This is a genomic window from Sphingopyxis sp. 550A (genome assembly GCF_053569535.1).
Genome location: NZ_CM131615.1, coordinates 1,204,742 through 1,228,678 on the forward strand (window position 1 = coordinate 1,204,742; position 23,937 = coordinate 1,228,678).

General features: G+C 66.3%; 24 protein-coding genes. 15 read left to right on the top strand and 9 right to left on the bottom strand.

Annotated elements, in window-relative coordinates:
* Positions 1-4: 4 nt before the first annotated feature.
* Entirely contained in the window at positions 5-979 is a 975-nt protein-coding gene (locus tag ACVENA_RS05775) for a DUF6607 family protein (protein WP_449328001.1), read from the top strand.
* 61 nt (positions 980-1,040) lie between these two features.
* Here the strand turns inward: ACVENA_RS05775 and ACVENA_RS05780 are convergent, their stop codons facing one another.
* Both ACVENA_RS05780 and ACVENA_RS05785 read right to left on the bottom strand, forming a co-directional pair.
* Positions 1,041-1,304 carry a DksA/TraR family C4-type zinc finger protein gene (locus ACVENA_RS05780; RefSeq protein ID WP_257549084.1) on the bottom strand — a complete coding sequence of 88 codons (264 nt, stop codon included), beginning with the start codon at positions 1,302-1,304 and terminating at the stop codon, positions 1,041-1,043.
* Between the two features lie 95 nt (positions 1,305-1,399).
* A complete protein-coding gene (locus tag ACVENA_RS05785; RefSeq protein ID WP_257549086.1) occupies positions 1,400-1,777 on the bottom strand; it encodes a DoxX family protein in 378 nt (125 codons plus the stop codon).
* A 205-nt stretch (positions 1,778-1,982) separates the two neighbouring features.
* Here ACVENA_RS05785 and ACVENA_RS05790 point away from each other — a divergent pair, with 205 nt between their 5' ends.
* Positions 1,983-2,441, top strand: coding sequence for a carboxymuconolactone decarboxylase family protein (locus ACVENA_RS05790; protein WP_257549088.1), 459 nt, complete (start codon positions 1,983-1,985; stop codon positions 2,439-2,441).
* A complete protein-coding gene (locus tag ACVENA_RS05795) occupies positions 2,441-3,319 on the top strand; it encodes a sigma-70 family RNA polymerase sigma factor (RefSeq protein ID WP_449328002.1) in 879 nt (292 codons plus the stop codon). Before ACVENA_RS05790 ends, ACVENA_RS05795 begins: the two co-directional genes overlap by 1 nt.
* A gap of 110 nt (positions 3,320-3,429) precedes the next feature.
* On the opposite strand, the gene ACVENA_RS05800 is transcribed toward ACVENA_RS05795, so the two are convergent.
* Positions 3,430-3,897, bottom strand: a complete 468-nt coding sequence (locus ACVENA_RS05800; protein WP_449328003.1) for a cupin domain-containing protein — start codon at positions 3,895-3,897, stop codon at positions 3,430-3,432.
* Between the two features lie 95 nt (positions 3,898-3,992).
* Between ACVENA_RS05800 and dapE the strand changes: the two genes are divergently transcribed.
* Positions 3,993-5,129 (top strand): succinyl-diaminopimelate desuccinylase, encoded by a 1,137-nt coding sequence (dapE, locus tag ACVENA_RS05805; RefSeq protein ID WP_449328004.1) that lies wholly within the window; start codon positions 3,993-3,995, stop codon positions 5,127-5,129.
* Here dapE and ACVENA_RS05810 read toward each other — a convergent pair whose 3' ends face one another.
* The 3 genes from ACVENA_RS05810 to ACVENA_RS05820 are packed head-to-tail and all read right to left on the bottom strand — an operon-like array spanning position 5,130 to position 7,679.
* A complete protein-coding gene (locus ACVENA_RS05810; protein WP_449328005.1) occupies positions 5,130-5,669 on the bottom strand; it encodes a Smr/MutS family protein in 540 nt (179 codons plus the stop codon).
* Between the two features lie 34 nt (positions 5,670-5,703).
* Positions 5,704-7,035: a murein transglycosylase A gene (gene mltA, locus ACVENA_RS05815; protein WP_449328006.1), complete on the bottom strand. Its 1,332-nt coding sequence runs from the start codon at positions 7,033-7,035 to the stop codon at positions 5,704-5,706.
* Between the two features lie 5 nt (positions 7,036-7,040).
* The gene (locus ACVENA_RS05820) at positions 7,041-7,679 is read right to left on the bottom strand and encodes a Tim44/TimA family putative adaptor protein (RefSeq protein ID WP_449328899.1); all 639 of its coding nucleotides are present in this window, start codon (positions 7,677-7,679) and stop codon (positions 7,041-7,043) included.
* Positions 7,680-7,948: 269 nt separating this feature from the next.
* On the opposite strand from ACVENA_RS05820, the gene secB reads away from it, so the two are divergent.
* From secB to ACVENA_RS05875, 11 genes are all read left to right on the top strand, one after another.
* Complete coding sequence (gene secB, locus ACVENA_RS05825; RefSeq protein ID WP_449328007.1) at positions 7,949-8,458, top strand: protein-export chaperone SecB; 510 nt, start codon at positions 7,949-7,951, stop codon at positions 8,456-8,458.
* Positions 8,459-8,585: 127 nt separating this feature from the next.
* Complete coding sequence (gene murJ / locus ACVENA_RS05830) at positions 8,586-10,181, top strand: murein biosynthesis integral membrane protein MurJ (RefSeq protein ID WP_449328008.1); 1,596 nt, start codon at positions 8,586-8,588, stop codon at positions 10,179-10,181.
* Positions 10,182-10,184: 3 nt separating this feature from the next.
* Positions 10,185-11,192 carry a tryptophan--tRNA ligase gene (gene trpS, locus ACVENA_RS05835; RefSeq protein ID WP_257549108.1) on the top strand — a complete coding sequence of 336 codons (1,008 nt, stop codon included), beginning with the start codon at positions 10,185-10,187 and terminating at the stop codon, positions 11,190-11,192.
* A gap of 164 nt (positions 11,193-11,356) precedes the next feature.
* Entirely contained in the window at positions 11,357-12,049 is a 693-nt protein-coding gene (locus tag ACVENA_RS05840; RefSeq protein ID WP_374046532.1) for a DUF4136 domain-containing protein, read from the top strand.
* A 174-nt stretch (positions 12,050-12,223) separates the two neighbouring features.
* Positions 12,224-14,290, top strand: a complete 2,067-nt coding sequence (locus tag ACVENA_RS05845; RefSeq protein WP_257549112.1) for a transglycosylase domain-containing protein — start codon at positions 12,224-12,226, stop codon at positions 14,288-14,290.
* Between the two features lie 233 nt (positions 14,291-14,523).
* Positions 14,524-15,030 carry an rRNA maturation RNase YbeY gene (gene ybeY, locus ACVENA_RS05850; RefSeq protein ID WP_449328009.1) on the top strand — a complete coding sequence of 169 codons (507 nt, stop codon included), beginning with the start codon at positions 14,524-14,526 and terminating at the stop codon, positions 15,028-15,030.
* 20 nt (positions 15,031-15,050) lie between these two features.
* On the top strand, positions 15,051-15,995 hold the full coding sequence (locus ACVENA_RS05855) for a hemolysin family protein (RefSeq protein WP_449328010.1): 945 nt from the start codon (positions 15,051-15,053) through the stop codon (positions 15,993-15,995).
* A 41-nt stretch (positions 15,996-16,036) separates the two neighbouring features.
* Complete coding sequence (locus ACVENA_RS05860; protein WP_449328011.1) at positions 16,037-17,191, top strand: glycosyltransferase family 4 protein; 1,155 nt, start codon at positions 16,037-16,039, stop codon at positions 17,189-17,191.
* A gap of 1 nt (position 17,192) precedes the next feature.
* Positions 17,193-18,512 (top strand): replication-associated recombination protein A, encoded by a 1,320-nt coding sequence (locus ACVENA_RS05865; protein ID WP_449328012.1) that lies wholly within the window; start codon positions 17,193-17,195, stop codon positions 18,510-18,512.
* The gene (locus tag ACVENA_RS05870; protein ID WP_257549122.1) at positions 18,513-18,866 is read left to right on the top strand and encodes an MmcQ/YjbR family DNA-binding protein; all 354 of its coding nucleotides are present in this window, start codon (positions 18,513-18,515) and stop codon (positions 18,864-18,866) included.
* Between the two features lies 1 nt (position 18,867).
* Positions 18,868-20,223 (top strand): serine hydrolase domain-containing protein, encoded by a 1,356-nt coding sequence (locus ACVENA_RS05875; RefSeq protein WP_287941008.1) that lies wholly within the window; start codon positions 18,868-18,870, stop codon positions 20,221-20,223.
* A gap of 91 nt (positions 20,224-20,314) precedes the next feature.
* Here ACVENA_RS05875 and ACVENA_RS05880 read toward each other — a convergent pair whose 3' ends face one another.
* The 3 genes from ACVENA_RS05880 to ACVENA_RS05890 all read right to left on the bottom strand — a co-directional run bounded on the left by ACVENA_RS05880 (position 20,315) and on the right by ACVENA_RS05890 (position 23,910).
* Positions 20,315-20,731, bottom strand: a complete 417-nt coding sequence (locus tag ACVENA_RS05880; protein WP_257549127.1) for a GFA family protein — start codon at positions 20,729-20,731, stop codon at positions 20,315-20,317.
* A gap of 65 nt (positions 20,732-20,796) precedes the next feature.
* Positions 20,797-23,094, bottom strand: coding sequence for a phosphoenolpyruvate--protein phosphotransferase (gene ptsP / locus ACVENA_RS05885; protein WP_287941010.1), 2,298 nt, complete (start codon positions 23,092-23,094; stop codon positions 20,797-20,799).
* A 66-nt stretch (positions 23,095-23,160) separates the two neighbouring features.
* Positions 23,161-23,910, bottom strand: coding sequence for a hypothetical protein (locus tag ACVENA_RS05890; RefSeq protein ID WP_257549131.1), 750 nt, complete (start codon positions 23,908-23,910; stop codon positions 23,161-23,163).
* Positions 23,911-23,937: the final 27 nt, after the last annotated feature.

The window sequence follows — 23,937 nt, forward strand, 5'->3', positions numbered from 1 at the left end:
ACCGATGAAAAAGACCTGTCGCTCGATCGCCGCCGCGCTGCTTCTGCTCGGTGCTGCGGTTCCCGCCGCCGCGCATCCGCCGATCGCGGCCGAAGAGGCCGCCACCAACTTCGAGCAGGACCGCGCCGACATCCTTGCCATGGCGGGCAATTACCACGTTGGCTTCAACATGCAGGAGTCGACGCGCTGGGACAAGGACTACACCCCGCTCGAACCCAAACGCTCGGGCGGCAACGAAGTCGTGCGCGTGATCGAGGACAGTGGCCGCAAGATCATCCTTCAGCACATGCTCGTCATCACCGACGACGAGGGCAAGAGCCATATCATCAAGCATTGGCGCCAGGACTGGGACTATGAGCCCGCGAAGGTGCTCGTCTATTCCGACCGCAATCAATGGACATGGGAAGCCGTCCCCGAAAAGATGCGCACCGGCCGCTGGTCGCAGACGGTGTATCAGGTCGATGACAGCCCGCGCTATGGCGGATGGGGCCAGTTCGAGACGCAGGCGGGCATCCGCCGCTGGCGCTCCAACTGGACGTGGCGCCCGCTCGCGCGCCGCGACGCGGTACGGAAGCCCGTCTACGACCGCTATTATTCGATCAACCGCCACCAGCCGACCCCCGACGGCTGGGTTCATTGGCAGGACAATACGAAGATGGGGATCAAGGACGGCAAGCTGGTACCGATCGTCCAGGAATATGTCCTCAACACCTATATCAAATACGACCAGTATGACGTGAAGGCCGCCGACGATTATTGGGCCGCGACCAAGGATTACTGGGCCGCCGTCCGCGCCGAATGGGACCGCGTCGCCGCCACCAAGGGCGGGATCGCGATCGACGAGGAGGCCGAGACCGGCACCGTCATCAGCGGCCGCCTGCTGAGCATGGCCGACGAGGTGCAGGAAAAGAAGCTGACCACCGAAAAGGCGATCGCCGAAGCGAAGAAGCTGATCGAGGCGAATACGCGCAGGCTCTGACCGACTTCACCACCATGTGAAGCCCGTGACTGGGGCGGCTCTGCAAGGGCCGCCCCTTCTTTCAGCGAAGCTGGCTATCCTTGCTGCCGCGGCGGTTAAACAGCTCATGTTTTCTCGCCGTGTCGCGGCCCGACTGGCACGGGACACAGGTCTGCACGCCGGGCAGAGCCAGCCTCCGGCGTTCGGGGATTTCCTCGCCGCATTCGCGGCAATAGCGGGCGCTCTCGCCGGCGGGCATCGCCCGCCGCGCGTTCAGCACCGCATCGGTCACGGTGTCGTCGATCTGCTCCTGAACCGCACCGTCGCGCGTCCAACCGCCAGCCACTCCGGCCTCCTGTTCAAAAATCCTGTCTCGCTCCAGATAGGAAGCCGTAAGGGATTTTTAAACCGCCGGGCAAAGGCGGGCGAGCGAGGCGTTGCTTATTTCCGCGCGCCATCAACGCTCCAGATCCCCGCGCCGCGCGTCGCGATGAACAGGAAGATGAAGCAATAGAGCGCGATGGCTTCGCCGCCGTTGACGATCGGGAAGAAGCTCTTGCTGCCGTGGACCATCCAGTAACCGACCGCCGACATGCCGCTGGCGATGAAGGCCGCGGGGCGGGTGAATAGGCCGATCACGATCAGGCCGCCCGCGACCAGCTCGATCACTCCCGCCGCCTGCAGCATCGGGTTCAGCGGCATTGGAAAATCGACCGGGAAATTGAAGAATTTCTGCACCCCGTGCGCGAGGAACAGCAGCCCCGCCACGATCCGCAGCAGCGCATAGGCCTGTTTGCCAAATCCATCGAGAAACTTCATCACCATTCCCCTCCTGTCGAAAGACGGTGCGATGCTAGTGCAGCTTCGCGGGCCGTCAAAGCGCATTATATGAAACGGTGCGTTTCCAGCACTTTGGCGTGGCACGACCAGAAAATGCGATCGCGATCCGATTTTTTCACGTCGCATGTCACATCCACCACCGCTGTCTCGTCATGCTTGTACAACCCAAGTCAAGGAGACACACATGACCAAGGTAACCGACCCTTTCGCGGCCTCGCCGCACCTCATGAAGCAGTGGATGGCGGTCAGCCTCGCGGCCGAAAAGAGCCTTGAGAAGAGCCTGATCGAACTGGTGAAAATCCGCTCGTCGATCCTCAACGGCTGCGCCAACTGCATCAACATGCACACCGCCGATGCGCGCGCCGCGGGGGAGACCGAACAGCGGATCTACCTGCTCGCCGCCTGGCACGAGGCGCCCGTCTATACGCCTCGTGAACGCGCCGCGCTCGCCTGGACCGACGCCTTGACCCGCCTCTCGCAAGGGCACACACAGGCGGAAGCGCGCGCGGCGCTTGACGAGCATTTCACCGCGGAGGAACAGATGAACCTGACCGTGATGATCAATGTCATCAACGGCTGGAACCGCATCGCGGTGGGTTTCGACCTCTGGTACGAGGGCGGCGTGCCGGCGAAGGCCGCCTGATGATGGGGGAAGGCATCAGCGGCGAAAATTTCGGGGGGCAGGACGCGGCGGCGAGTTTCGACCCGCTCCGCCCGCTCCTCGTCCGTGTCGCCTACCGCATGCTCGGCTCGGTCGCCGATGCCGAGGATGTGGTGCAGGATGCCTTCCTCCGCTGGCTCGGCACCGATCGCGACGCGGTGCGCGAGCCCGCGGCCTTCCTGCGCCGCACCGTGACGCGGCTCTGCCTCGATCAACTGAAATCGGCGCGCGCTACCCGCGAAACCTATATCGGTCCCTGGCTCCCCGATCCGCTGGTCGAGGAGGAGGAAGAGGACGACGTCACCCTGCCGCTGATGCTCGCGCTCGAACGGCTCTCGCCGCTGGAACGTGCGGCCTTCCTGCTCCACGATGTCTTCGGCGTCGAATATGATGAGGTCGCGAAGACGATCGACCGCGATCCTGCCGCGACGCGCCAACTCGCGGCGCGCGCCCGCACCCACGTCCGCGATGCGCGCCCGCGCTACCGGCTGGAAAAGGAAAGGGGGCTCGAAATCGCCAACGCCTTCTTCGCCGCCTCGCGCAGCGGCGACATGGGGGCGCTCGGCGCGATGCTCGCGGCAGACGTCGGCATGTGGTCTGACGGCGGCGGCAAGCGCCCCGCGGCGATGGTGCCGGTGCTCGGTTTCAACACGGTGATGACGCTGCACCGCAGCCTTGCGGTGCTGTTCGCGAAACATGGCTCGACGCTTGTCCACACCGGCACGATCAACGGCCTGCCGGGCTTCGTCACCCGCGAGGCCGACGGAGAGCTTCAGACCACGGCGCTGGAAATCGAGGACGGAAAGATCGCCGGCATCTATGTGATGCGCAATCCCGACAAGCTGAAGCATATGCATTGAGGGGAAGGGGGGGCGGCTTTCGATCGAATATTGCCGTCACGCGACCGAAAGCTGGAATCCTTGTCGTCGTGTCACTTCGCCGCTGCGACGCGCGGATAACGGCGCCAGGATCACGGAAGCCGCGCCGTCGGATAAGGGGTGCCGTCCTTGTGAAAATAGCCGTCGGGGGTGAACAGCATGTCGATGTCCGAATAGCCGCCGCCGGTGTCGTACTTCTTGCCGCCGCCCAGCGCCACGAACACGCAGTCGGCATCCGATTCGTTGACCAGATGATGGCCGTTGATGTTCCCCTTCGGCCACACAGCGATATCGCCGGGACGCATCGGCCAGCGGCCGTCATCCTCGATCAGCACCGCTTCGCCCGCGATCATCACCAGCATTTCGTCCTCGCCGTCGTGCCAGTGGCGCTGCGACGACCAGGCGCCGGGCTTCAGCACGACGTGGCTCGCCGCAAAATCGCTGAGGCCCGCGGGCGGCGCGAGGCGGCGATACCAGCGGCCCTGCACGGGCGCGTCATAGGGCGCGGGATAGCCGGTGGCGTTGGTTTGCGGAATGGCATCGAGGTCGAGCTTGGGCATCGGGCAATCCCTTCTTTGTTCTTCCTTTGTTTCGCACATTATCGCCGCGATGCAAAGCCTCGACTTGAGCGCGCGCGAAGGGGTAAGGGAGCGGCATGACCCACGCTGTTGACCCCGTCGCCCTCGCCCAGGCGCTGATCGCCGCGCCGAGCATCTCGCCCGCCACCGGCGCCGTGTTCGACGTGATGGAAGCGGCGCTGATCCCGCTCGGCTTCACGGTCGAGCGCTTCATCGACGGGATCGAACCCGACGGCCCGGTCGAGAATCTGCTCGCGGTGCGGACAGGCAAGGGGCCGGTGCATTTCGGCTTTGCCGGGCATCTCGACGTCGTGCCGCCGGGCGTCGGCTGGACGAGCGAGGCCTTCGCGCCCGAAATCCGCGGCGAGTTGCTCTACGGCCGCGGCGCGGTCGACATGAAGGGCGCGATCGCCGCTTTCGTCGCCGCCGCCGCCGCAACGCCGCCCGAAGCGGGAACGATCAGCCTGATCATCACCGGCGACGAGGAAGGCCCCGCGATCTTCGGCACCCGCGCGCTCATGGAACATATGGATGCGCGCGGGGTGAAGCCCGACATGATCCTCGTCGGCGAACCCACCTCGGTGAACCGGCTCGGCGATATGGTGAAGATCGGGCGGCGCGGGTCGGTCAACATCTGGATCGACGTGCCGGGGACGCAGGGTCATGTCGCCTATCCGCACCTTGCCGACAATCCGATTCCCAAGCTGGTGAAGATATTGGCGGCGATCGACGCGGTCAGCCTCGATGCCGGGACCGACTGGTTCCAGCCGTCGAACATCGAATTCACCGATATCGAGGTCGGCAACGGCGCGACCAACGTCATTCCCGCCTCGGCGCGCGCGCGGTTGTCGATCCGCTTCAACGACCAGCATCGCGGCGCCGACCTCGTCGCGATGGTCGAGCGGCTGGCCCAGGACGTCGAGCCCGGAGCGAAAGTGCTCGGCAAGATTTCAGGCGAAGCTTTCCTGACCCCGCCCGGCGATCTGTCGGAACTGATCGCCGAGGCGATCCACGCCGAAACCGATCTCCGGCCAGAGCTGTCGACGACCGGCGGCACGTCCGATGCGCGCTTCCTCCACGCGCTCTGCCCTGTGGTCGAATTCGGGCTGCTCAACGCGACGATGCATAAACTCGACGAAGCGGTCGCGGTCGACGACCTGCACAAGCTGACCGCCATCTATCGCGGCATATTGATGCGCGCACTGCTCGATTGATCAGTCCTCGCGCCCCCGGCGCAGGATGACATAGACCGCGCCGCCGCCGCCATTGCTGATATGCGCCGGACGCAGCGCGACGATCCGGTCGGCATAGGGCGATACCGACAGCCAGTCGGGCAGCGAGGCGCGGATCGCGCCGCGCGGGCGGGGATCGCCATGCATCTGCGGCAGGCGGTCGGCACCCGGCCGCAGTCGTCCCGCGACCACCAGCAGCACCCGCGCGCCGCGTAGCAGCCCACGCCCGATCGCCTCGTCGAGCAGCGCCTGCGCCGACGCCAGAGTATGGCCGTGCAGATCGATGCTCATGTCGGGGCGCACCAGTCCCTTGCGCAACCGCCGGTCCCAATGGCTGTCGAGCGTGCTGCTCGCCCACGTCCGGCGCGGCGGGGGCAGCGGAGCCGGCGGGCGCGGCGCGGCGGCAGGTGCGGCCGCGCGCACGACCGTCTTGGGCGGCTTGATCGTCGGCGGCGCCTTGGGCTCGATCGGTGCCGGTCGTTTCGCCAGCGGTGCGACGGTTGCCGCAACCTTTTTCCACAACGCGCTTTCCTCCGGGGCGAGTCGCCGCGCCATGTCAGGGGCGTGCCGTAAGCCGCGCGACGCTCGCACGCGGTAGCAGTAGCAGCGCCGAGCCACGCGCCGCCATGCCGCCGGCGATCGCCCGCGCCGCCTCGCCCGCGCCCCAGAAGCTGTCGAAGCGGTTCGCGCCCTTGATCGCGCCGCCGGTGTCCTGCGCGATCCAGAGGCCGTTCGGCTCGGCGCGGTCGAGCGAGAGAAAGACCGGCGCGCCGAGCGGCACATATTTGGGGTCGGCGGCGACGCTCGCGCGGCCGGTGACGGGAACGCCGAGCGCGCCGAGCGGACCGGGACCGGTCAGTTCGCGGAAGAAGACCCAGCTTGGATTCTCGTTCATCACCGCCGCCCCGCGCACCGGATCGGCGCGCAGATAATCGAGGATGCCCTGCATCGACGCCTGCCCCGGTTGAAGCGCGCCGCGATCGAGCAGCAGCTTGCCGATGCCGACATAGTCGCGGCCGTTCTGCGTGTCGTAGCCGATGCGCATGACGCTGCCGTCGGGCAGGCGCAGCCGTCCCGAACCCTGCACCTGAAGGAAGAAGAATTCGGCCGCGTCGGCCGCCCAGGCAATCTCCAGCCCGCGCCCCGCGAGCGCGCCGCGTTCGATCGTCGCGCGGTCGTAGTAAGGCACGAAATTGCTGCCGTCGACGCGGCCGCGAATCTTCTTGCCCTGCAATTCCTTCGAGAACAGGCCGAGATCGACGTCGACCAGATCGGCGGGGCGGCGATAGATGGGGACGTCGTAACCCGGGCGCTTGTCGCGCGAGGCCGCGATCTCGGGCTCGTAATAACCGGTGACGAACGCCGTCCCCGCGCCGACCTGCACCGTGCCGAAATAGCGGCTGAAGAAATTGCTCGCGTCGCGATCGGCCCAGCCCGGCGCGGCGTTGCAGCTTTCGGCCCATTCTCCGTTCTGGGTGAGGCCGCTCGCGTCGGTGCGGCGCAGCAGCGACGGGCAGCTCAGCCGGAACACCTTGAGCGCGGCGGTCGCCTGTTCGGCCGCGATGCCGAGTTCGTTATACTCGGGGCCGGCAAGAACCCCGGCCTCGGCGGCGGTGGTCGCGGTGGCCGGCGGTGCCGGCGCGGGCAGGGGCGGATTGGGGGTCGCCGGAATCGGTTTCGCCGCGCCACCCGCGGGCACCGAGGGGCGCGGCGTATAAGAGGGGATGCCCGACGATGGCGCGGGAGTCGGCGTAGGTCGGGTCGTGGCCGGACGACTTCCCGCTTCGGGAATCACCGAGGCACAGCCCGACAACAACGGCAGGATGGCGAGAATCGCGAATCCGCAAGCCCGAGCCCGCGGCGCGCGCGCCGTCGCGACCGGCCGCATCGAGGTCAGGCGGCTTCGACTTCGTCGAGCAGCCAGTTGGGATCGCTGCTGCCGATCTGGCGGCGGAAGGTCCACAAATCGTCGGCCTGCGCCGCGTCGCTCATCGATCCCGCGATCATCTTGCCCTCGGCATCGCGGGTCACCGCGCTGATGTCGGCCTGATAGCGCACCGTGATCCGCGCCTCGCGGCGGCTGAGCTCGACCGCGGTGATCTTCGCCGAATCGATACCGATCAGACGGTTGTCGAGCTTTTCGCCGCGCGCGTCGCGCGCCTCGATCGCTTCGACGAAGCCTTCATAGCTGTCGTCGTCGCACAGGTCGCGCAGCGTGTCGCGGTCGCCCGCCCAGAAAGCCTCCAGGATCATGCGATACGCCGCCTCGGCGCCTTCCATGAAACGGCCGGCGTCGAAATGGCGGTCGGCGGCGAGCAATTGGCGAAGACCGGCCTCGGCCGCGGGTTCGTAGACGAGTCCGGCGCCGCTCGCGCCGGCGGCGGGCAGCGCCGCGGGCGCATCGCTCTCGTCGAGGCGAACCGGTGCGGGCGCCGCGCGCTCGTCACGCCGCGGCAGGACGGGTTCCTGTTCGTGCCCGGTCCGCTTGCCGAGCACCGAATAGAGCCGCATACCCAGAAAGGCAGCGATCATGGCGAGCAGGACGATCGAAAAAGCAGTCACAGGCAAAATCCGATTATTACGGGAAAGTCTATTCGGCCATTACATAGGCGATCCATGGCCATGTTTCAAACCACCATGGCCTCGGCATCGCGGCGGGTCAACGATTCGGGGCATCCTGGGCGACGCGCGCCGCCCATTGTGCTGTTCCGCCGCCGCTGCTAAGCGCCGCCGCAACCTTCCGTCCCTGGGCCGCCCACGGGCGGACCCTATCCTTTATTTCCAACGAAAGCGTTACGATCATGGCTGACGAGACCGGCACCGACATCAATCCCGCCCTGCAGGCGAATGGCGAAGACACCGCGCCCGCGATCGGCCTGATCTCGCAATATGTGAAGGATCTGTCGTTCGAGAACCCGAACGCTCCCGCCGCCTATCAGTGGCAATCGGCGCCGCAGATCGATGTCCAGTTCAACATCGGCGCCGACAATGTCGGCGAGAATCTCTATGAAGTATCGCTGAAGATCGACATCAGCTCGAAGTCCGACGAGGGCACGATGTTCGTCGTCGACCTGAAATATGCCGGGCTGTTCGGGGTCCGCAACGTCCCCGACGACCAGCTTCAGCCCTTCTTCCTCGCCGAAGCGCCGCGCATCCTCTTTCCCTTCGCGCGCCGCGTCGTCGCCGACGTCGTCCGCGACGGCGGCTTCCCGCCGCTGCTCCTCGAACCGATCGATTTCCACGGTCTGTTCATGCAGCAGGCGCAGGCGCAGGGCGACGTTGGCGAGATGGCGCCGGTCGGCCAGGCCTGATCTGACTTGAAAACCTCGTCATTGCGAGCGAAGCGAAGCAATCCAGGGCGGTTTACGCACATTCTGGATTGCTTCCCCCGGCTTTCGCCGGGGCCGCAATGACGATGGTGATTGAAGAAGAGGCCGCATGACCAGCCTCGTCAAGAGCGTCGGGACGATCGGCGGGCTGACGATGGTCAGCCGCCTGTTCGGTTTCGTGCGCGACATGCTGCTCGCCCGCGTGCTCGGCGCCGGGCTCGCCGCCGACGCTTTCCAGCTCGCCTTCACGCTGCCCAACACCTTCCGCCGCCTGTTTGCAGAGGGCGCCTTCTCGGTCGCTTTCGTGCCGATGTACAGCCGTGCGCTGCATGGCGAAGGGGGTGAGGAGGCCGCGGCGCGATTCGCCGACGACGTGCTCTCGGTCTTCCTCTGGGTTCTGCTTGCCTTTTCGGCGGTGATGATGATCGCGATGCCGGGGATCGTCTGGATTCTCGCGCGCGATTTCCAGGCGGTGCCGGGCAAGTTCGATTTCGCGGTGTTCCTGAGCCGGGTGACCTTTCCCTATCTTGCGCTGATCAGCCTCGTCGCGATGCTGTCGGGGCTGCTCAACGCACGCTCGCGCTTTGCGCCGGGGGCGTTTGCCCCGGTGTTGCTCAACATTTTGCTGATCGGCGGCATCATTACCGGCTGGTGGCTGCGCGGGCCCGGCGGCGACGACCGGATCGTCGCCGAGGCGCTCGCCGTTTCGGTCAGCCTCGCCGGCATCACCCAGCTCGCCTATCTCTGGTGGTCGGTCCGCCGTGCAGGCCTGACCTTGCGCTTCCGCTTTCCCAAATTCACCCCCGAGGTGAAGCGGCTCGGGATGCTGATCCTGCCCGCGACCTTCGGCGCCGGCATCTATCAGGTCAGCCAGTTCGTCGACACGTTCTTCGCGACCTCGCTGCCGCAGGGATCGCTGACGCTGCTCAAGCTCGCCGACCGGCTGAACCAGCTTCCGCTCGGCATCGTCGGCATCGCGCTCGGCACCGCGATCCTGCCGATGCTGTCGCGCCATATCCACAGCGGCGACGCCGCCGAGGCACAGCGGCTGCAGGCCAACGCCTTCGAGATGGCGACGCTGCTGACGCTGCCCGCCGCCGCCGCGCTTGCGATCTGCGCGCCCGCCTTCGTCACCGCCTTCTTCGTCGGCGGGAAATTCACCGACGCTGACGGCGCGACGATGGCGCATATCGTCGTCGCGCTCGTTGCGGGCCTGCCCGCCTATGTCATCGTCAAGATATTGAACCCCGGCTTCTTCGCGCGCGAGGATACGCGGACCCCGGTGTGGACCGCGCTTGCCTCGCTGATCGTCAATATCGCGATCAACCTCTATGTCGTCGAGCGCTTCGGCATCGTCGGGCTCGCGGGCGCGACCGCGGTTTCGGCGAGCCTCAACTGCCTCCTCCTCTATGTCATCCTGCACCGCCGCGGCTGGTTCCATTTCACCGCGAAGCTCGCGGGGCGGATCACGCGCCAGCTCGTTGCGGTCGCTGCGATGGCGGCGTTGCTCTGGTGGATGATGCCGCTCATGCAGCCCTGGTACGGCGGCAATGTCGTGCAGCGCGTCGGCGCGCTCGCCGCGCTGTGCGGCGTGGGGGGCGCGGTCTTCTTTGCCGCGGCCTTCGTCACCGGCGCGCTTGACAAGGATCTGCTCGCCATGCTGACGCGGCGCCGCCGCAACGGTGCGGCAAAATCTCAGGAGTAAGACATGCGGACGCTATCGGGCATCCAGCCCACCGGAAATTTGCACCTCGGCAATTATCTGGGCGCGATCCGCAACTGGGTGCGGATGCAGGACGAGATGGAGGGCGACAAGCTCTATTTCCTCGCCGACCTCCACGCGATCTCGATGCCGCACGTTCCGGCCGAACTCACCGCCAACACCCGCGCGATGACCGCCGCGCTCGTCGCCTGTGGCATCGACACCGACCGCTCGCTGCTCTTCAATCAGGCGCGCGTCCCCGCGCATGCCGAACTGCAATGGCTCCTCAACGGCACCGCGCGGCTCGGCTGGCTCAACCGGATGACGCAGTTCAAGGACAAGTCGGGCAAGAATCGCGAAAGCGCGTCGGCGGCACTCTACACTTACCCTGTTCTGCAAGCGGCCGACGTGCTGCTCTACCAGACGACGCACGTGCCCGTAGGCGAGGACCAGAAGCAGCATCTCGAACTCGCGCGCGACGTCGCGCAGAAGTTCAACAATGATTATGCCAGCGAGGACGCGCCGGTATTCACCTTGCCCGAACCGATCATCCCGGCCGGTATGGCGCGCATCATGAGCCTGCGCGACGGCACCGCGAAAATGTCCAAGTCCGATCCGTCCGACATGAGCCGCATCAACCTGACCGACGATGCCGACACGATGATGCAGAAGGTCAAGAAGGCGAAAACCGATCCCGAGGTGCTGCCGTCCGAGGCCGCCGGGCTGGAGAGTCGCCCCGAGGCCCGCAACCTCGTCGGCATCTATGCCGCGCTCGCCGACACCAGCGTCGATGCGGTGCTGCGCGACTATGCGGGGCAGGGGTTCGGCGCGTTCAAGCCCGCTCTCGGCGCGCTGCTGATCGAAACGCTCGGCCCGATCAACGCGCGCTTCGTCGCGCTGAAGGACGATACGGCGGCGCTCGACGCCATTCTCGAAAAGGGCGCGGAAAAGGCGCGCCTTCTCGCGAAACCGACGCTCGATGCCGCTTATGCCGCGCTGGGGCTGTGCCGCTGAGCAAACTGCTTTTTGCCAAAGGAAATTCTTGTTTATCGGCGGCGCTTCCCCATATTGACGGAAGGTGCCGTCGTGCGGCGAAGCGAGTTCAACCAAGGTTAAGTCGCATCGGCGTAGTCATGTTATAAACGGCGCAATATGCGCGCCCGTCCGAATCACGGAGCATGAGCATGAACAAGAATATTTCCCGGCGGCTCGGTCTGGCCGCCATTGCGGGCGCGGCGCTGGCATTGGCCGGCTGCGCGACTCCCTTCAAGGCCGACGTCGCGCGTTTCCAGACGCAGCTTCCGGCGCCGCAGGGCCAGAGCTTCGCGATCGAGGCGAGCAACCCGGCGCTGCAGGGCGGCATCGAGTTCGGCCAATACGCCAATCTCGTCGCTGGCGAGCTGACCCGCTACGGCTATCGCCCCGCGGCGAACGGTGAGCGGCCCGACATGGTCGTCCGCATGGACTATGGCGTCGACAAGGGGCGTGAGCGCGTCGTGTCGTCGCCCGGCTTCGGCGACCCCTGGTATGGCGGTTTCGGTCCCTCCTATTATCGCCCGGTGATCGTCCGCGGGCCGCGCGGCCGCCGCTATGTCTACGGCTGGCGCGATCCCTTCCTGTGGGGCGGCTTCGGTCCCGGCTGGGGCTATAACGACGTGTCGAGCTACACCGTCTATACCAGCGGCCTCAATCTCCAGATCAACCGCGCTTCCGACGGCTATCGCCTGTTCGAGGGCCATGCCGAGGCGCAGTCGCGCGACAATAATCTGCAGGCGCTGGTCCCGAACCTCGTCGAGGCGATGTTCACCGGCTTCCCCGGCAATTCGGGCGAGCGCGTCCGCATCACCGTGGCGCCGCCCGAAAAGGGCTGATCGCCTTCCGCACGAACAAGGGGCTCGCCCTCCGAAAGGGAGGCGGGCCCTTTTTTGCGCGCCATGTCAATTGGTCCTCACCCTCTTCGGCAACGACCTCGTTCCTTCGCTCCCACCAAGTGTGCGAACCCGTTTGCCAAGGCTGTGTTGTGCGTGTAATACGCGCTTTCGCGCATGTTCGATTTCCTGAAATCCAGATCCTCCGTTCCGCCGTCGCCGCCCGAAACGCCGGCTGCCCCCTATCCCGACCCGTTCGCGCCTGCGGTCCCGCTGCCCGCGCCCGAAAGTCGTTTCCGCAAATGGACACGCCGCGTCTCGCGCGGCTTCGCGATCTTCGCGGTCGTCTTCATCCTGCTCGTCGGCTGGCTCGCACTCACCGCGCCTTTGTCGAAATCGCTGCAACCGATCGCGCCGCCGGAGATCACGCTGCTCGCTTCCGACGGCACCCCGATCGCGCGCATGGGGGCGATCGTCGATGCGCCGGTCGACGTCGCGAAGCTGCCGAAGCATGTCCCCGGCGCCTTCATCGCGATCGAGGACCGCCGTTTCTACAGCCATTGGGGCGTCGATCCGCGCAGCGTCGCGCGCGCCGTCTGGGCGAATCTGACCGGCGGCCGCAAGCAGGGCGGCAGCACGATCACCCAGCAACTCGCCAAATTCACCTTCCTGACCCCGAAAAAGACCCTCGGCCGCAAGGCGCGCGAGGCGCTGATCGCTTTCTGGCTCGAAGCCTGGCTGACCAAGGACGAGATTCTCCAACGCTATCTCTCCAACGCCTATTTCGGCGACAACACCTACGGGCTGCGCGCGGCGTCGCTCCATTATTTCTCGCGCCAGCCCGAGAAGCTGACCCCGGCGCAGGCGGCGATGCTCGCGGGGCTCGTGCAGGCGCCGTCGCGCCTCGCGCCGACCAAGAATCCCGATCTTGCGGCGAAGCGAATGAAGCTGGTCGTCGCCGCGATGGCCGACACGGGCTATCTGACCGCCGCCGAGGCCAGGGCGATCCGCGCCCCGCGTATCGACGTGCGTAGCCGCAACACGCTGCCTACCGGCACTTATTTCGCCGACTGGGCGCTGCCCGAGGCGCGCCAGCTCAGCGATGTCGGCTATTCGCGCCAGACGATCCGCACCACGCTCGACGCGCGGCTACAGGGGATCGCGCGTCGCGTCACCGCGCGCGCCGGGCTGGGCAAGGCACAGGTCGCGATGGTCGCGATGCGTCCGAATGGCGAGGTCGTCGCGATGGTCGGCGGCCGCGACTATGCTGCCTCGCCCTTCAACCGCGTGACGCAGGCGCGGCGCCAGCCGGGATCGACCTTCAAGCTGTTCGTCTATCTCGCCGCGCTGGAGGACGGGAAGACGCCGGAGGATCGGATCGACAATCGCCCGATCGACACCGGCGCCTATCAGCCCAAGAATGCCGGCGGCGCCTATTCGGACACGATCACCCTCGAAGATGCCTTTGCGGCCTCCAGCAATGTCGCCGCGGTGCGGCTGTTTCGCGAGGTCGGCGACGACAAGATCATCCGCATGGCGCGCGACCTTGGCGTCACCTCGCCGCTGGCAAAGGGCGACCCCAGCCTTGCGCTCGGCACGTCGAGCATGACCTTGCTCGAACTCACCGCTGCTTATGCCGCGGTCGCCGCGAACAGCTATCCGGTCGTCCCGCACGCCTTTACGGAAGAGGAGCCGGGCTGGTTCGCGCGCTGGGTCTGGGGGCCCGATCATTTCTCGTCGCGCGTCCACGACGATATCGAACAGATGCTGCGCGCCGCGGTCAATCGCGGCACCGGCCGTGCCGCGCGGCTGCCGCAAGCCAATTTCGGCAAGACCGGCACCACGCAGGACAGCCGCGACGCGCTGTTCGTCGGCTACGCCAACGGGCTGGTCGTCGGGGTCTGGATCGGCAACGACGACAATAGCCCGCTTCATGGCGCCGCGGGCGGCGGCATTCCCGCGCGCATCTGGCGCGATTTCATGCTGCAGGCGAGCGGTCGTGCCGCCGCGCCAGCCCGGAAGGAGCGTCCGGCGGCCGATCCGGGCGGTCCGGTGCAGCCGCTCGACATTCCCGACATTCCCCTCGATATTCCGAGCGTGCCGATCGCCGACAAGACCAGCGTCGGGGTCAAGGACGGCCAGGCGGTGATCAGCACCGAGATCGGCGGCACGAAGATCGATCTCAAGCTGCCGATCGGCGACCGGCCGCCGGCGCAGCCGCCGCCCTCACCGGCGCCGCAATGAAGTCGGCCTTCCTTCACGTCATCCCGGCGGAGGCCGGGATCTCGCCGGTGCGTATGTTTCCGAGGATGAGATCCCGGCCTTCGCCGGGATGACGAAAAAAATCCGCTGTCCTACATTGTCCGGCCGCGATACCGTCCGATTATGATCCGCCTTGCCGTCTCGTCATCGAAGCAAATGCGATTTGCGAGTAAAGTTAGGCAGTTTTCCGCGCTTTTTCGGAGTGTCTCTTTTTCATGCTGAGCGTCGAAACCCACGAAGCGAGCCCCTGGCCCGATGCGCTCGACTGGGAGGCGCGCGCCGCCGAAGCCGCTGCTGCGGCGCTCGCGCTCACGCCGTGGGCGGAGCTTGCCAATGCCGCCCCGCTCGTCGAGATCGCGGTGCGCCTGACCGACGATGCGGAGGTTCATGCGCTCAACCGCGATTTCCGTGGGCGTGACAAGCCGACCAATGTCCTGTCTTTTCCGCAGGTGCAGGCCGACCTGCTCGACACGCTCAGCAACAGCGACGATGGTGAAATCCTTCTCGGCGATATCGTCCTCGCCCGCGAAACTTGCGCGCGCGAGGCGGCGGAGAAGGGGGTTTCGATTGCCGACCATGCGACGCATCTGATCGTCCACGGCACGCTCCATCTCGTCGGCTACGATCATATGGACGATCCGAGCGCGCAGGCGATGGAGGCCTTGGAAGTGAAAGCGCTTGCATCGCTGGGCATCGCCAATCCATATGCGGATCAGGATTAACAGGGGGAACAGACGCTATCATGCCCGACGACCGGGACTCTTCGAGCCGATCGGAAGACGACAGTAGATCCGGCCTGCTGGCCGGGCTCAAGACATTGCTCTTCGGCGGCGACAAGGAGCCGTCGCTTCGCGAACAGATCGAAGAGGTCATCGACGAGGCCGAGGAAGAGGGCGAGGAGCGCCGCGGCGGCGCCAGCGCGGTCGGCGACCTGTCGCCGATCGAGCGCAAGATGGTCCGCAACCTCCTGCATTTCGGCGAGCAGACCGTCGACGACGTCGCGGTACCGCGCGGCGAGATCGTCGCCATTCCCGAGAGCGCGAGCTTCGAGGAGGTCGTGGCGCTGTTCGCCGACGCGGGGCACAGCCGCCTGCCGGTCTATCGCGAAACGCTCGACGAGGTTGTCGGGATGATTCACGTCAAGGACGTGTTCGCGGTGCTCGCGGCGAAGGCCTCTCCGCCGCCGTTGCTCGATCTGATCCGCCAGCCGCTCTACGTCCCGCAGTCGATGGATGTGCTCGACCTGCTGGCCGAGATGCGCGCGAAGCGCACCCATCTCGCGATCGTGATCGACGAATATTCGGGCACCGAAGGTCTCGTTACCTTCGAGGATCTGGTCGAGGAAATTGTCGGCGAGGTCGAGGACGAGCATGACGACGAGCCGACCGCGCTGTTCGTGCCGGGCGAGAATGGCTGCTGGGAAGCCGACGCGCGCGCCGAACTCGACGACATCGGCGAAGCGATCGACCCGCGGCTCGCCGAGGTCGAGGAAGATGTCGACACGCTGGGCGGGCTTTCGGCGGTGCTCGCTGGGCATGTTCCCGAGGTCGGCGAAATCCTCCATCACCCGAGCGGGTGGCGCATCGAGGTGACCGAGGCCGACGAAAGACGCGTCCATCACCTGCGCCTCCACCCGCCGGTCGAGATCGACCCCGAAGCGCCGCTGGACAAGCCCGACGATTTTTGACGCAATTGCCTTTGCCCCGCCAAGCGACTAGCGGAGGGCGGATGGAAGTTTCGGACCTTCGCATCGCCCTGTTCAGCGGCAATTACAATATGACGACCGATGGCGCGAACAAAGCGCTCAACCGGCTCGTCGGCTATCTGCTGGCCCAGGGCGCGGCGGTGCGCGTCTATTCGCCGACCGTCGACGACCCCGATTTTGCGCCGACCGGCGACCTTGTCAGCGTGCCGTCGATGGCGATCCCCAATCGTCCCGAATATCGCATCCCGCTCCATTTCTCGTCGCGGGTGCGGCAGGACATCGCCCAGTTTGCGCCCAATATCCTCCACATTTCCAGCCCCGACCGCGTGTCGCGGCAGGCGGCGGCGTGGGCGCGGCGGCGCCATATCCCGGTCGCCTGCTCGGTCCACACGCGCTTCGAAACCTATTTCCGCTATTACAACCTCTCCTTTCTCGAACCGCTCGTCGTCGCGTGGCTGCGCCGGCTCTACCGCCGCTGCGACGCACTCATCGCGCCGTCCGAGAGCTTTGCGCAGGTGCTCCGCCAGCAGCGGATGAACTACGACATCGGCATCTGGACCCGCGGCGTCGAACGCGACACCTTCACTCCCGGCCGCCGCGACATGAGTTGGCGGCGAAGCTGGGGGATCGCCGACGACGTGCCGGTCGTCGCCTTCCTCGGCCGCCTCGTGATGGAAAAGGGGCTCGATGTCTTCGCCGACACGATCGACCAGCTTCAGCGCCGCAAGGTGCCGCATCAGGTGGTGGTGATCGGCGAAGGCCCCGCCGGCGACTGGTTCGAATCGCGCCTGCCGCAGGCAAAGTTCGTCGGCTTCCAGGGCGGCGAGAACCTCGCCCGCGCGCTCGCCTCATGCGACATCTTCTTCAATCCTTCGATCACGGAAACTTTCGGCAATGTCACGCTGGAGGCGATGGCGTGCGGGCTGCCCGTGGTCGCGGCGCGCGCCACCGGCAGCGCGAGCATCGTCAAGCATGGACAGACCGGTTATCTCGTCTCGCCGGGCGCGATCACGCTCTTCGCGGACGATCTCGAGCGCTATTGCCGCGATCCCGAACTGCGCGCGGCGCATGGCGCCGCCGCCCGTGCCGAAAGCGGCGCCTATCAATGGGATGCGATCAATCAATCGGTCGCCGACACCTATTTGCGGCTGATCCGGCAGAAACAGCGGCGCGGCTAGCATGGCGGATGATCTGTTCGCCGATCAGGAGCCGCCGGCCTCCGTCACCCCCGGCGATGGGCCGCTTGCCGAACGGCTACGGCCGAAGACGCTGTCCGATGTCGTCGGGCAGGAACATCTGACCGGCCCGGACGGTGCGATCGGCCGCATGGTCGCGGCGGGGCAATTGTCGTCGATCATCCTCTGGGGACCACCGGGCACCGGCAAGACGACGATCGCGCGGTTGCTGGCCGAAGCGGTCGGCCTGCGCTTCGCGCCGCTGTCGGCGGTCTTCTCGGGGGTCGCCGATCTCAAGAAGGCGTTCGCCGATGCCGGGAAGATGGCCGCGGCGGGCCAGCGCACCTTGCTGTTCGTCGACGAGATTCACCGTTTCAACCGCGCCCAGCAGGACGGCTTCCTGCCGTTCGTCGAGCGCGGCACCGTCATCCTCGTCGGCGCGACGACCGAGAACCCCAGCTTCGCGCTCAACGCTGCGTTGCTCAGCCGGGCGCAGGTGCTCGTGCTTCATCGTCTCGGCGACGCGGCGCTTGGCACGCTGATCGAGCGCGCCGAAGCGGAGATCGGCCAGCGCCTGCCGGTCACCGCCGAAGCGCGCGCCGCGCTGATCGCGAGCGCCGACGGCGACGGGCGCTTCCTGCTCAATCAGGTCGAGACGCTGTTTTCGGTGACGATCGAAAGGCCGCTCGATCCCGGCGAGCTTGCGCAATTCCTGCACCGCCGCATGCCCGTCTACGACAAGGACCGCGACGGTCATTACAATCTCATCTCGGCGCTGCACAAGGCAATGCGCGGATCGGACCCGCAGGCGTCGCTATACTGGCTGGCGCGGATGCTCGTCGCGGGCGAGGAGCCGCTCTATGTGCTTCGCCGCATCACCCGTTTCGCCAGCGAGGATGTCGGCCTCGCCGACCCGCAGGCGCTGGTGCAATGCCTTGCCGCGAAGGATGCCTATCAATTCCTCGGCTCACCGGAAGGCGAGCTCGCGATCGTGCAGGCGTGCCTCTATTGCGCGACCGCGCCAAAGTCGAACGCCGCCTATGCCGCACAAAAGGCCGCGTGGAGCGCAGCGCGCGAAACCGGCAGCCTCGCGCCGCCCGCGAATATCCTCAACGCCCCGACCAAGCTGATGAAGGATCTCGGCTATGGCGCGGGCTATGCCTACGACCATGACGCGCCCGAGGGATTTTCGGGCGCCAATTACTGGCCCGACGAAATGAAACCCCTCGACCTCTACCGCCCCGTCGATCGCGGTTTCGAGAAACGGATCGCCGAGCGCATGGCTTGGTGGGACGAGCGGCGGCGCGAGGGCAGGGGCGGATAGATGGCGGCGCGCTTCGACAATTGGGACGATGTGGTCGCTTTCGCGCTCGCGCTCCCCGACGTCGAGATGGCGCCCTTCTATGGCACGCCGTGCCCCAAGGTGAGCGGCAAGGCCTTCGTGTCGCCGGGACGCGAGGCGGGCAGCTTTCATGTCATGGCCCCGCACGAGGAAAAGGAGGTGCTGCTTGAAACCGATCCCGACAGCTTCTGGCAGACTCCGCATTACGAAGGCTGGCCCGGCCTGCTCGTCCGCTATGGTCCGCACGATCCCGGGCGGGTCGCCGACGTCATCCGCCGTGCCTGGTGGGACCGCGCGAAGAAAACGCAGCGCGCGGCGTTCGGCGAACGGCCCTGAGATGCTGGCGCGCGCCGCTTTCGGCCTGGCACTCGCGGCCGCCGCGCTTCCGGTGCAGGCGGCCACCGAGATCGATCGGGCCTGGGCGGCCGGCTATCGCGCGGCCTTCACCTGCTCGGCGTTGTGGAATGGTGCGGGCAAGCCGCTGGAGGCGATCGAACGCGACGAACTGACCGGCATTTATCCCGAGATCGAGGCTGATGTGCACGCGCTGAACGCCGATGTCGACGACAAGGCGAAGGTCGTCCGCGTCAGGTATCGGGACGACATGCCGCCGCGCCTTGCGCAGTGGATAACCGGCGAAGGGTGCGTCACGCTGCCGATCGGCGCCGCCCCGATACCGATCGCCGGCTTCACGGGCGCCGCCCGCCCGGTGCTCGACGATCAGCCATGGCCGATGGGCGACAGGGATGCGCGCGCGCCGGTCCCGCGCGGCTTTACGCCGTTTGCGAGCGCGGCGGAGGCTGTCGCGGCCTATGGCGGGCGGACGAGTTCGCTGCTGATCGTCAAGAACGGCCGGATTGTCGTCGAGCGCTATTGGGGCGGGCACGGCGTCCACACCGCGCAGCGCACCTTCTCGGTCGCCAAGTCGATGGCGGCGACGCTGATCGGTCACGCGGTGCTGCAAGGTTCGGTCGATGTGAAGGCGCCCGCGCTGATTGCCGAATGGCAGTCGCCGGGCGATCCGCGCGCTGCGATCACGACCGAAGAGCTCATGCGTATGGCGAGTGGGTTGACCAGCGATACGGCAGGCAACCGCAGTGACGCCATCTATATGGGCGGTGCATCGGTGCGTCAGTGGACGACGCAATGGCCGCTGCTCAATCCGCCGGGCACGCAGTACCGCTACGCCAATAACGACACGCTGCTCGCGACGCTGTCGCTGAAGGCAGCCGAGGCGAAGGCGGGCCGCACGCTCGACCCCAACGCCTTCTTCGACCGCATCGGCATGACGCGCACCTTTGCCGAGCATGACAAGGACGGCGACTATATCCTGTCGAGCCAGGTGTGGACGACCGCGCGCGATCTGGCGCGGCTCGGCCTCCTCTACCAGAATGACGGGATGTGGCGGGGCGAGCGCCTGCTGCCCCTCGACTGGCGTCGTTTCGTCACTGCGCCGACCGGACCGCAGCCCGAGGGAGCGTTCGGCTACGGCGCCTGTTTCTGGCTGTTGAACAAGTCCGAAGGCGTCCCAGCCGATGCTTTCGGAGCCTTCGGCAACCGCGGTCAATATCTGGTGGTGATCCCCTCGCGCCAGCTCGTCATCGTCCGTCAGGGTTATGACGATGGAAAGCAGCGGCTCGACATCGCTAAGCTGGTCGCCGCCATCGTCGCGGCGGACGGGAAGGGGCCATAGAGCGTGAACGGGTTAGACTGAAACCCTGCCATCCTTGTCTCGTCATCCCGGCCTTCGCCGGGATGACGAGACAATTAAAAATGGTCATGCCTTAATCCATCCCCGGATAGCGATTGAACGTCGGCATTTCGTCCAGCTTCTCCATCCAGCCGATGCGCTCGGCAATCTGGATCTGCGCGCCGGCGGGGATCAGGTCCGGATCGTCGAGCGTTGCCGACTGGACGTCGATCTGGCCCGGAAAAATCGCCTCGTTGGTATAGAAGAGGCCGGTGCCGCAATCGGCGCAGAAATGGCGCCGGCCATGTTCGGATGACACATAGATTTTGGGCGTGCCGGTCATCTCCAGATCGGCCTGATTGACCAGCGCCCAGCCGACCATCGGCGCGCCGGCATGGCGGCGGCAGTCGCGGCAATGGCACAGCGCATGATGTTCGACCGCGGTCGGTATCGAATAGCGGATCGCGCCGCAATGGCACTGGCCGCTGGCTCGGGTGGGGGATTCGGTCATGATCGCTCTCCTTCTGATGAGAACATATCATAAACATTATTCGAGTCCAGCAGCACTGACCGGCGCTAGTCGCCCAGATCGACCTTATGGGCCTTGGCCCAATCCTGATATTGTCCGCGCGGGTCCGCCGCGGGGTGGGCCAGGATGGCCGGCATATCCGCGCGTAGCGCGCCCAGGTCGAGCGAGCGGATCATCGCCTTGACCGGGCCGACCCCCGCCGGCGTGATCGACAGCCGTTCGATGCCGAGGCCGAGGAGCGCCATCGCCTCCAACGGACGTCCCGCCATTTCTCCGCACACGCCGAGTGTGACCTTGCTGCCCGACACCAGCTTCACGACGCGCGCGAGATAGCGCATGACCGTCGGCGACAGCCAATCATAGCGTTCGGCAAGCCGCGGGTGCGCGCGATCAGCGGCGAAGAGGAACTGGGTGAGGTCGTTGGTGCCGATCGACAGAAAGTCGAGGTGCGGCAACATCAGGTCGAGTGTCTCGACCAGCCCCGGCACTTCGAGCATCGCGCCATAGCGAATCGCGACCGGCAGCTTCTTGTTGTGGCTCGCGAGCCAGGCGCGCTGCTTGACGAACAGCTCGCGTGCCGCCTCATATTCCCAGGGTTCCGATACCATCGGGAACATGACGTTGAGCGTCCGGCCGGCCGCTGCCTCCATCAACGCGCGCGCCTGCACCTTCAGCAGCCCTTCGCGTTCGAGCGCCAGGCGCAGCGCGCGCCAGCCCATTGCGGGATTTTCTTCCTGCTCGGAATCCTCCATGTTCATATAGGGCAGCACCTTGTCGCCGCCGATATCGACCGTCCGGAAGATGACCGGCCGGTCGCCCGCCGCGTCGAGGACGTCGCGGTAGAGTCGTTGCTGCCGCTCGCGCTGCGGCAATGTCGCCGAGACGAGGAACTGGAATTCGGTGCGGAACAGCCCGATGCCGCGTGCGCCGGTCAGGTCGAGCGCGGCGACGTCCTCGCGCAGCCCGGCGTTGATCATCAGCTCGATCGGCACGCCGTCGCTGGTGACTGCCGGCAGATCGCGCAGCGCGGCGAGGTCGGCGCGGCGCTTTTGCGTGATTTCGAGCTTGGCGTCGAAGGCGTCCTGCACCGCCTGGGTCGGGCGGACGTGGACGGTGCCCGCGCCGGCGTCGAGCAGCAGCAGGTCACCCTCGCGGATCGAGGAGCGCACGTCGCGGACGCGGCCGATGACCGGAACCCCCATCGCACGCGCGACGATGATGACGTGTGCGGTCAGCGACCCTTCCTCGAGCACCACGCCTTTCAGCCGGCGGCGGTCATATTCGAGCAGTTCGGCGGGGCCGAGGTTGCGTGCGATCAGGATCGAATCCTGCCGTAGGCCCATCTGCGCCGCGGTGCCCATCTGCCCCGACACGATGCGGATCAGTCGGTTCGACAAATCCTCCAGATCGTGCATCCGGTCGCGCAGCAGCGGATCGTCGATCTGGCGCATCCGCATCCGGGTGCGCTGCTGGACGCGCTCGATCGCGGCCTCGGCGGTCAGGCCGCTGTCGATCGCTTCGTTGATCCGGCGCGACCAGCCCTCGTCATAGGCGAACATCTTGTAGGTCTCGAGAACCTCTTCTTGCTCGCCGCCGATGCCGAATTCGGCCTGGCTGGTCATGCGGTCGATCTGTTCGCGCATCTTGTCGAACGCCGCGTAGACGCGGTGACGCTCGGCCTCGATGTCGTCCGCGACCGTATGCTCGATGGTGATGCGCGGCTGATGGAAGACCGCGATGCCGGCGCCCATGCCGTCGACCAGCTTCTGCCCCGACAGCCGCTGCGCCGACTGATCGGCGGCTGCGGCGTCGATGCGCGCGGTGGTGTCGACCAGATCGGCGTTGGCGATCAGTTCGGACAGCACCATCGCGACGGTCTGCAGCGTCTCAATCTCTATCTCTTCATAGCGGCGCGGGTCGCTATGCTGGACGCAGAGGACGCCGACCGCCTGCTCGCGGCGGATGATCGGGACGCCGGCGAAGCTATGGAAGAGTTCTTCGCCCGTTTCGGGGCGGTAGGAATAATCCGGGTGCGCCGCTGCTTCGTCGAGGTTCAGCGTCTCGATCTGCGCGGCGATCGTGCCGACGAGGCCTTCGCCGAGCGCGAGGCGAGTGACGTGTACCGCTTCCTGCTTGAGGCCGCGCGTCGCATAGAGCTCAAGGGTGCCGTCGCGCAGCAGATAGATGGAGCAGACCTCGCTGTGCAGGCATTCGCCGATGATTCCGACGACCTGATTAAGCTTGCTCTGCGCGTTGCTGCGCGCAGCCATCACCTCGTGCAGTCGGGTCAGGATCGTGCGCGCCGACTGGGCGGCCGATGTCGGCGGAGGCGGGGCATTGGTCATGTCCCGTCCGTGCTAACAGATGCCAGGCCCCGCCGCCAAGGGCGCGCGCGAAATTTCCTGTCGCGATCAGGCGCCGGGGTTGGTCGCCGGTGGCGTCGCCGACGTCGTCGTTTCGGGAGACGCCGGGCCATAGGGCGCTGCAGGCGTCACGGCCGGAGTGGTCATGATCGCCGGGGGTGGCGCATATTTCGCGTCCCATGCCGCCGCGTCGAGCTGATACTGGGCATAGGCTTCATAGAAATCGAGGAATGGCTGATCGAGCCGCGCGAGCTGCGCCGGCGCCTGTTCGATGACTTGAGCGCTTGGCGTCGAGGAAACGAGCTGCGCGATCTCGTTGGCGCGGGCGCAGAAGGCGCGCTGTGCGGGGGGCTGTGCGAAATAGTTGAAGAGCTGGGTCGACAAACGATCGCGCGGGGCGATTCCGTTGTTGCCATTCTCCTTGCCGAGCTGGGTGATGACCGCCTTTTCGCTCGACTTGATGATCTTCGCATGGGCCTTGATGATATTGTTGTATGCCGACACCAGCGTTGCTTCCTCGGTGCCGCGGCAACCGATCGCCGCGACGTTGAGGCCGATCTTGAGCTGCCAGAAGGCACGGTCGCCCGAAATATTGCTGTTCGCGGTGACGAAATGGCCGTCGATCCCGCGGCCGGGCAGTATCTGCGTCAGCGAAGCATAGCCCGGCGGCAACGGCCGCGGCGGAATGACGATCGTGACCGGCGGCGGCGGCGGGGGAGGCGGCGGCGGCGGTTTGGGTGCGCAGGCGGCGACGCTCGCAAGCAGCCCGGCCATGATGATCTTGCGCGACATAGTCATGAAATTCTCCCCAACCGCGAACATGCG

Coding starts and splice junctions, on each gene's coding strand:
- ACVENA_RS05785 (WP_257549086.1), bottom strand. CDS start 1,777: ATGAAGTTTCTCGATGGATTTGGCAAACAGGCCTATGCGCTGCTGCGG.
- ACVENA_RS05820 (WP_449328899.1), bottom strand. CDS start 7,679: ATGATCGCTGCCTTTCTGGGTATGCGGCTCTATTCGGTGCTCGGCAAG.
- murJ (WP_449328008.1), top strand. CDS start 8,586: ATGACCAGCCTCGTCAAGAGCGTCGGGACGATCGGCGGGCTGACGATG.
- ACVENA_RS05775 (WP_449328001.1), top strand. CDS start 5: ATGAAAAAGACCTGTCGCTCGATCGCCGCCGCGCTGCTTCTGCTCGGT.
- trpS (WP_257549108.1), top strand. CDS start 10,185: ATGCGGACGCTATCGGGCATCCAGCCCACCGGAAATTTGCACCTCGGC.
- ACVENA_RS05855 (WP_449328010.1), top strand. CDS start 15,051: ATGCCCGACGACCGGGACTCTTCGAGCCGATCGGAAGACGACAGTAGA.
- ybeY (WP_449328009.1), top strand. CDS start 14,524: ATGCTGAGCGTCGAAACCCACGAAGCGAGCCCCTGGCCCGATGCGCTC.
- ACVENA_RS05840 (WP_374046532.1), top strand. CDS start 11,357: ATGAGCATGAACAAGAATATTTCCCGGCGGCTCGGTCTGGCCGCCATT.
- secB (WP_449328007.1), top strand. CDS start 7,949: ATGGCTGACGAGACCGGCACCGACATCAATCCCGCCCTGCAGGCGAAT.
- mltA (WP_449328006.1), bottom strand. CDS start 7,035: ATGCGGCCGGTCGCGACGGCGCGCGCGCCGCGGGCTCGGGCTTGCGGA.
- ACVENA_RS05795 (WP_449328002.1), top strand. CDS start 2,441: ATGATGGGGGAAGGCATCAGCGGCGAAAATTTCGGGGGGCAGGACGCG.
- ACVENA_RS05870 (WP_257549122.1), top strand. CDS start 18,513: ATGGCGGCGCGCTTCGACAATTGGGACGATGTGGTCGCTTTCGCGCTC.
- dapE (WP_449328004.1), top strand. CDS start 3,993: ATGACCCACGCTGTTGACCCCGTCGCCCTCGCCCAGGCGCTGATCGCC.
- ACVENA_RS05865 (WP_449328012.1), top strand. CDS start 17,193: ATGGCGGATGATCTGTTCGCCGATCAGGAGCCGCCGGCCTCCGTCACC.
- ACVENA_RS05880 (WP_257549127.1), bottom strand. CDS start 20,731: ATGACCGAATCCCCCACCCGAGCCAGCGGCCAGTGCCATTGCGGCGCG.
- ACVENA_RS05875 (WP_287941008.1), top strand. CDS start 18,868: ATGCTGGCGCGCGCCGCTTTCGGCCTGGCACTCGCGGCCGCCGCGCTT.
- ACVENA_RS05860 (WP_449328011.1), top strand. CDS start 16,037: ATGGAAGTTTCGGACCTTCGCATCGCCCTGTTCAGCGGCAATTACAAT.
- ACVENA_RS05890 (WP_257549131.1), bottom strand. CDS start 23,910: ATGACTATGTCGCGCAAGATCATCATGGCCGGGCTGCTTGCGAGCGTC.
- ptsP (WP_287941010.1), bottom strand. CDS start 23,094: ATGACCAATGCCCCGCCTCCGCCGACATCGGCCGCCCAGTCGGCGCGC.
- ACVENA_RS05800 (WP_449328003.1), bottom strand. CDS start 3,897: ATGCCCAAGCTCGACCTCGATGCCATTCCGCAAACCAACGCCACCGGC.
- ACVENA_RS05790 (WP_257549088.1), top strand. CDS start 1,983: ATGACCAAGGTAACCGACCCTTTCGCGGCCTCGCCGCACCTCATGAAG.
- ACVENA_RS05845 (WP_257549112.1), top strand. CDS start 12,224: ATGTTCGATTTCCTGAAATCCAGATCCTCCGTTCCGCCGTCGCCGCCC.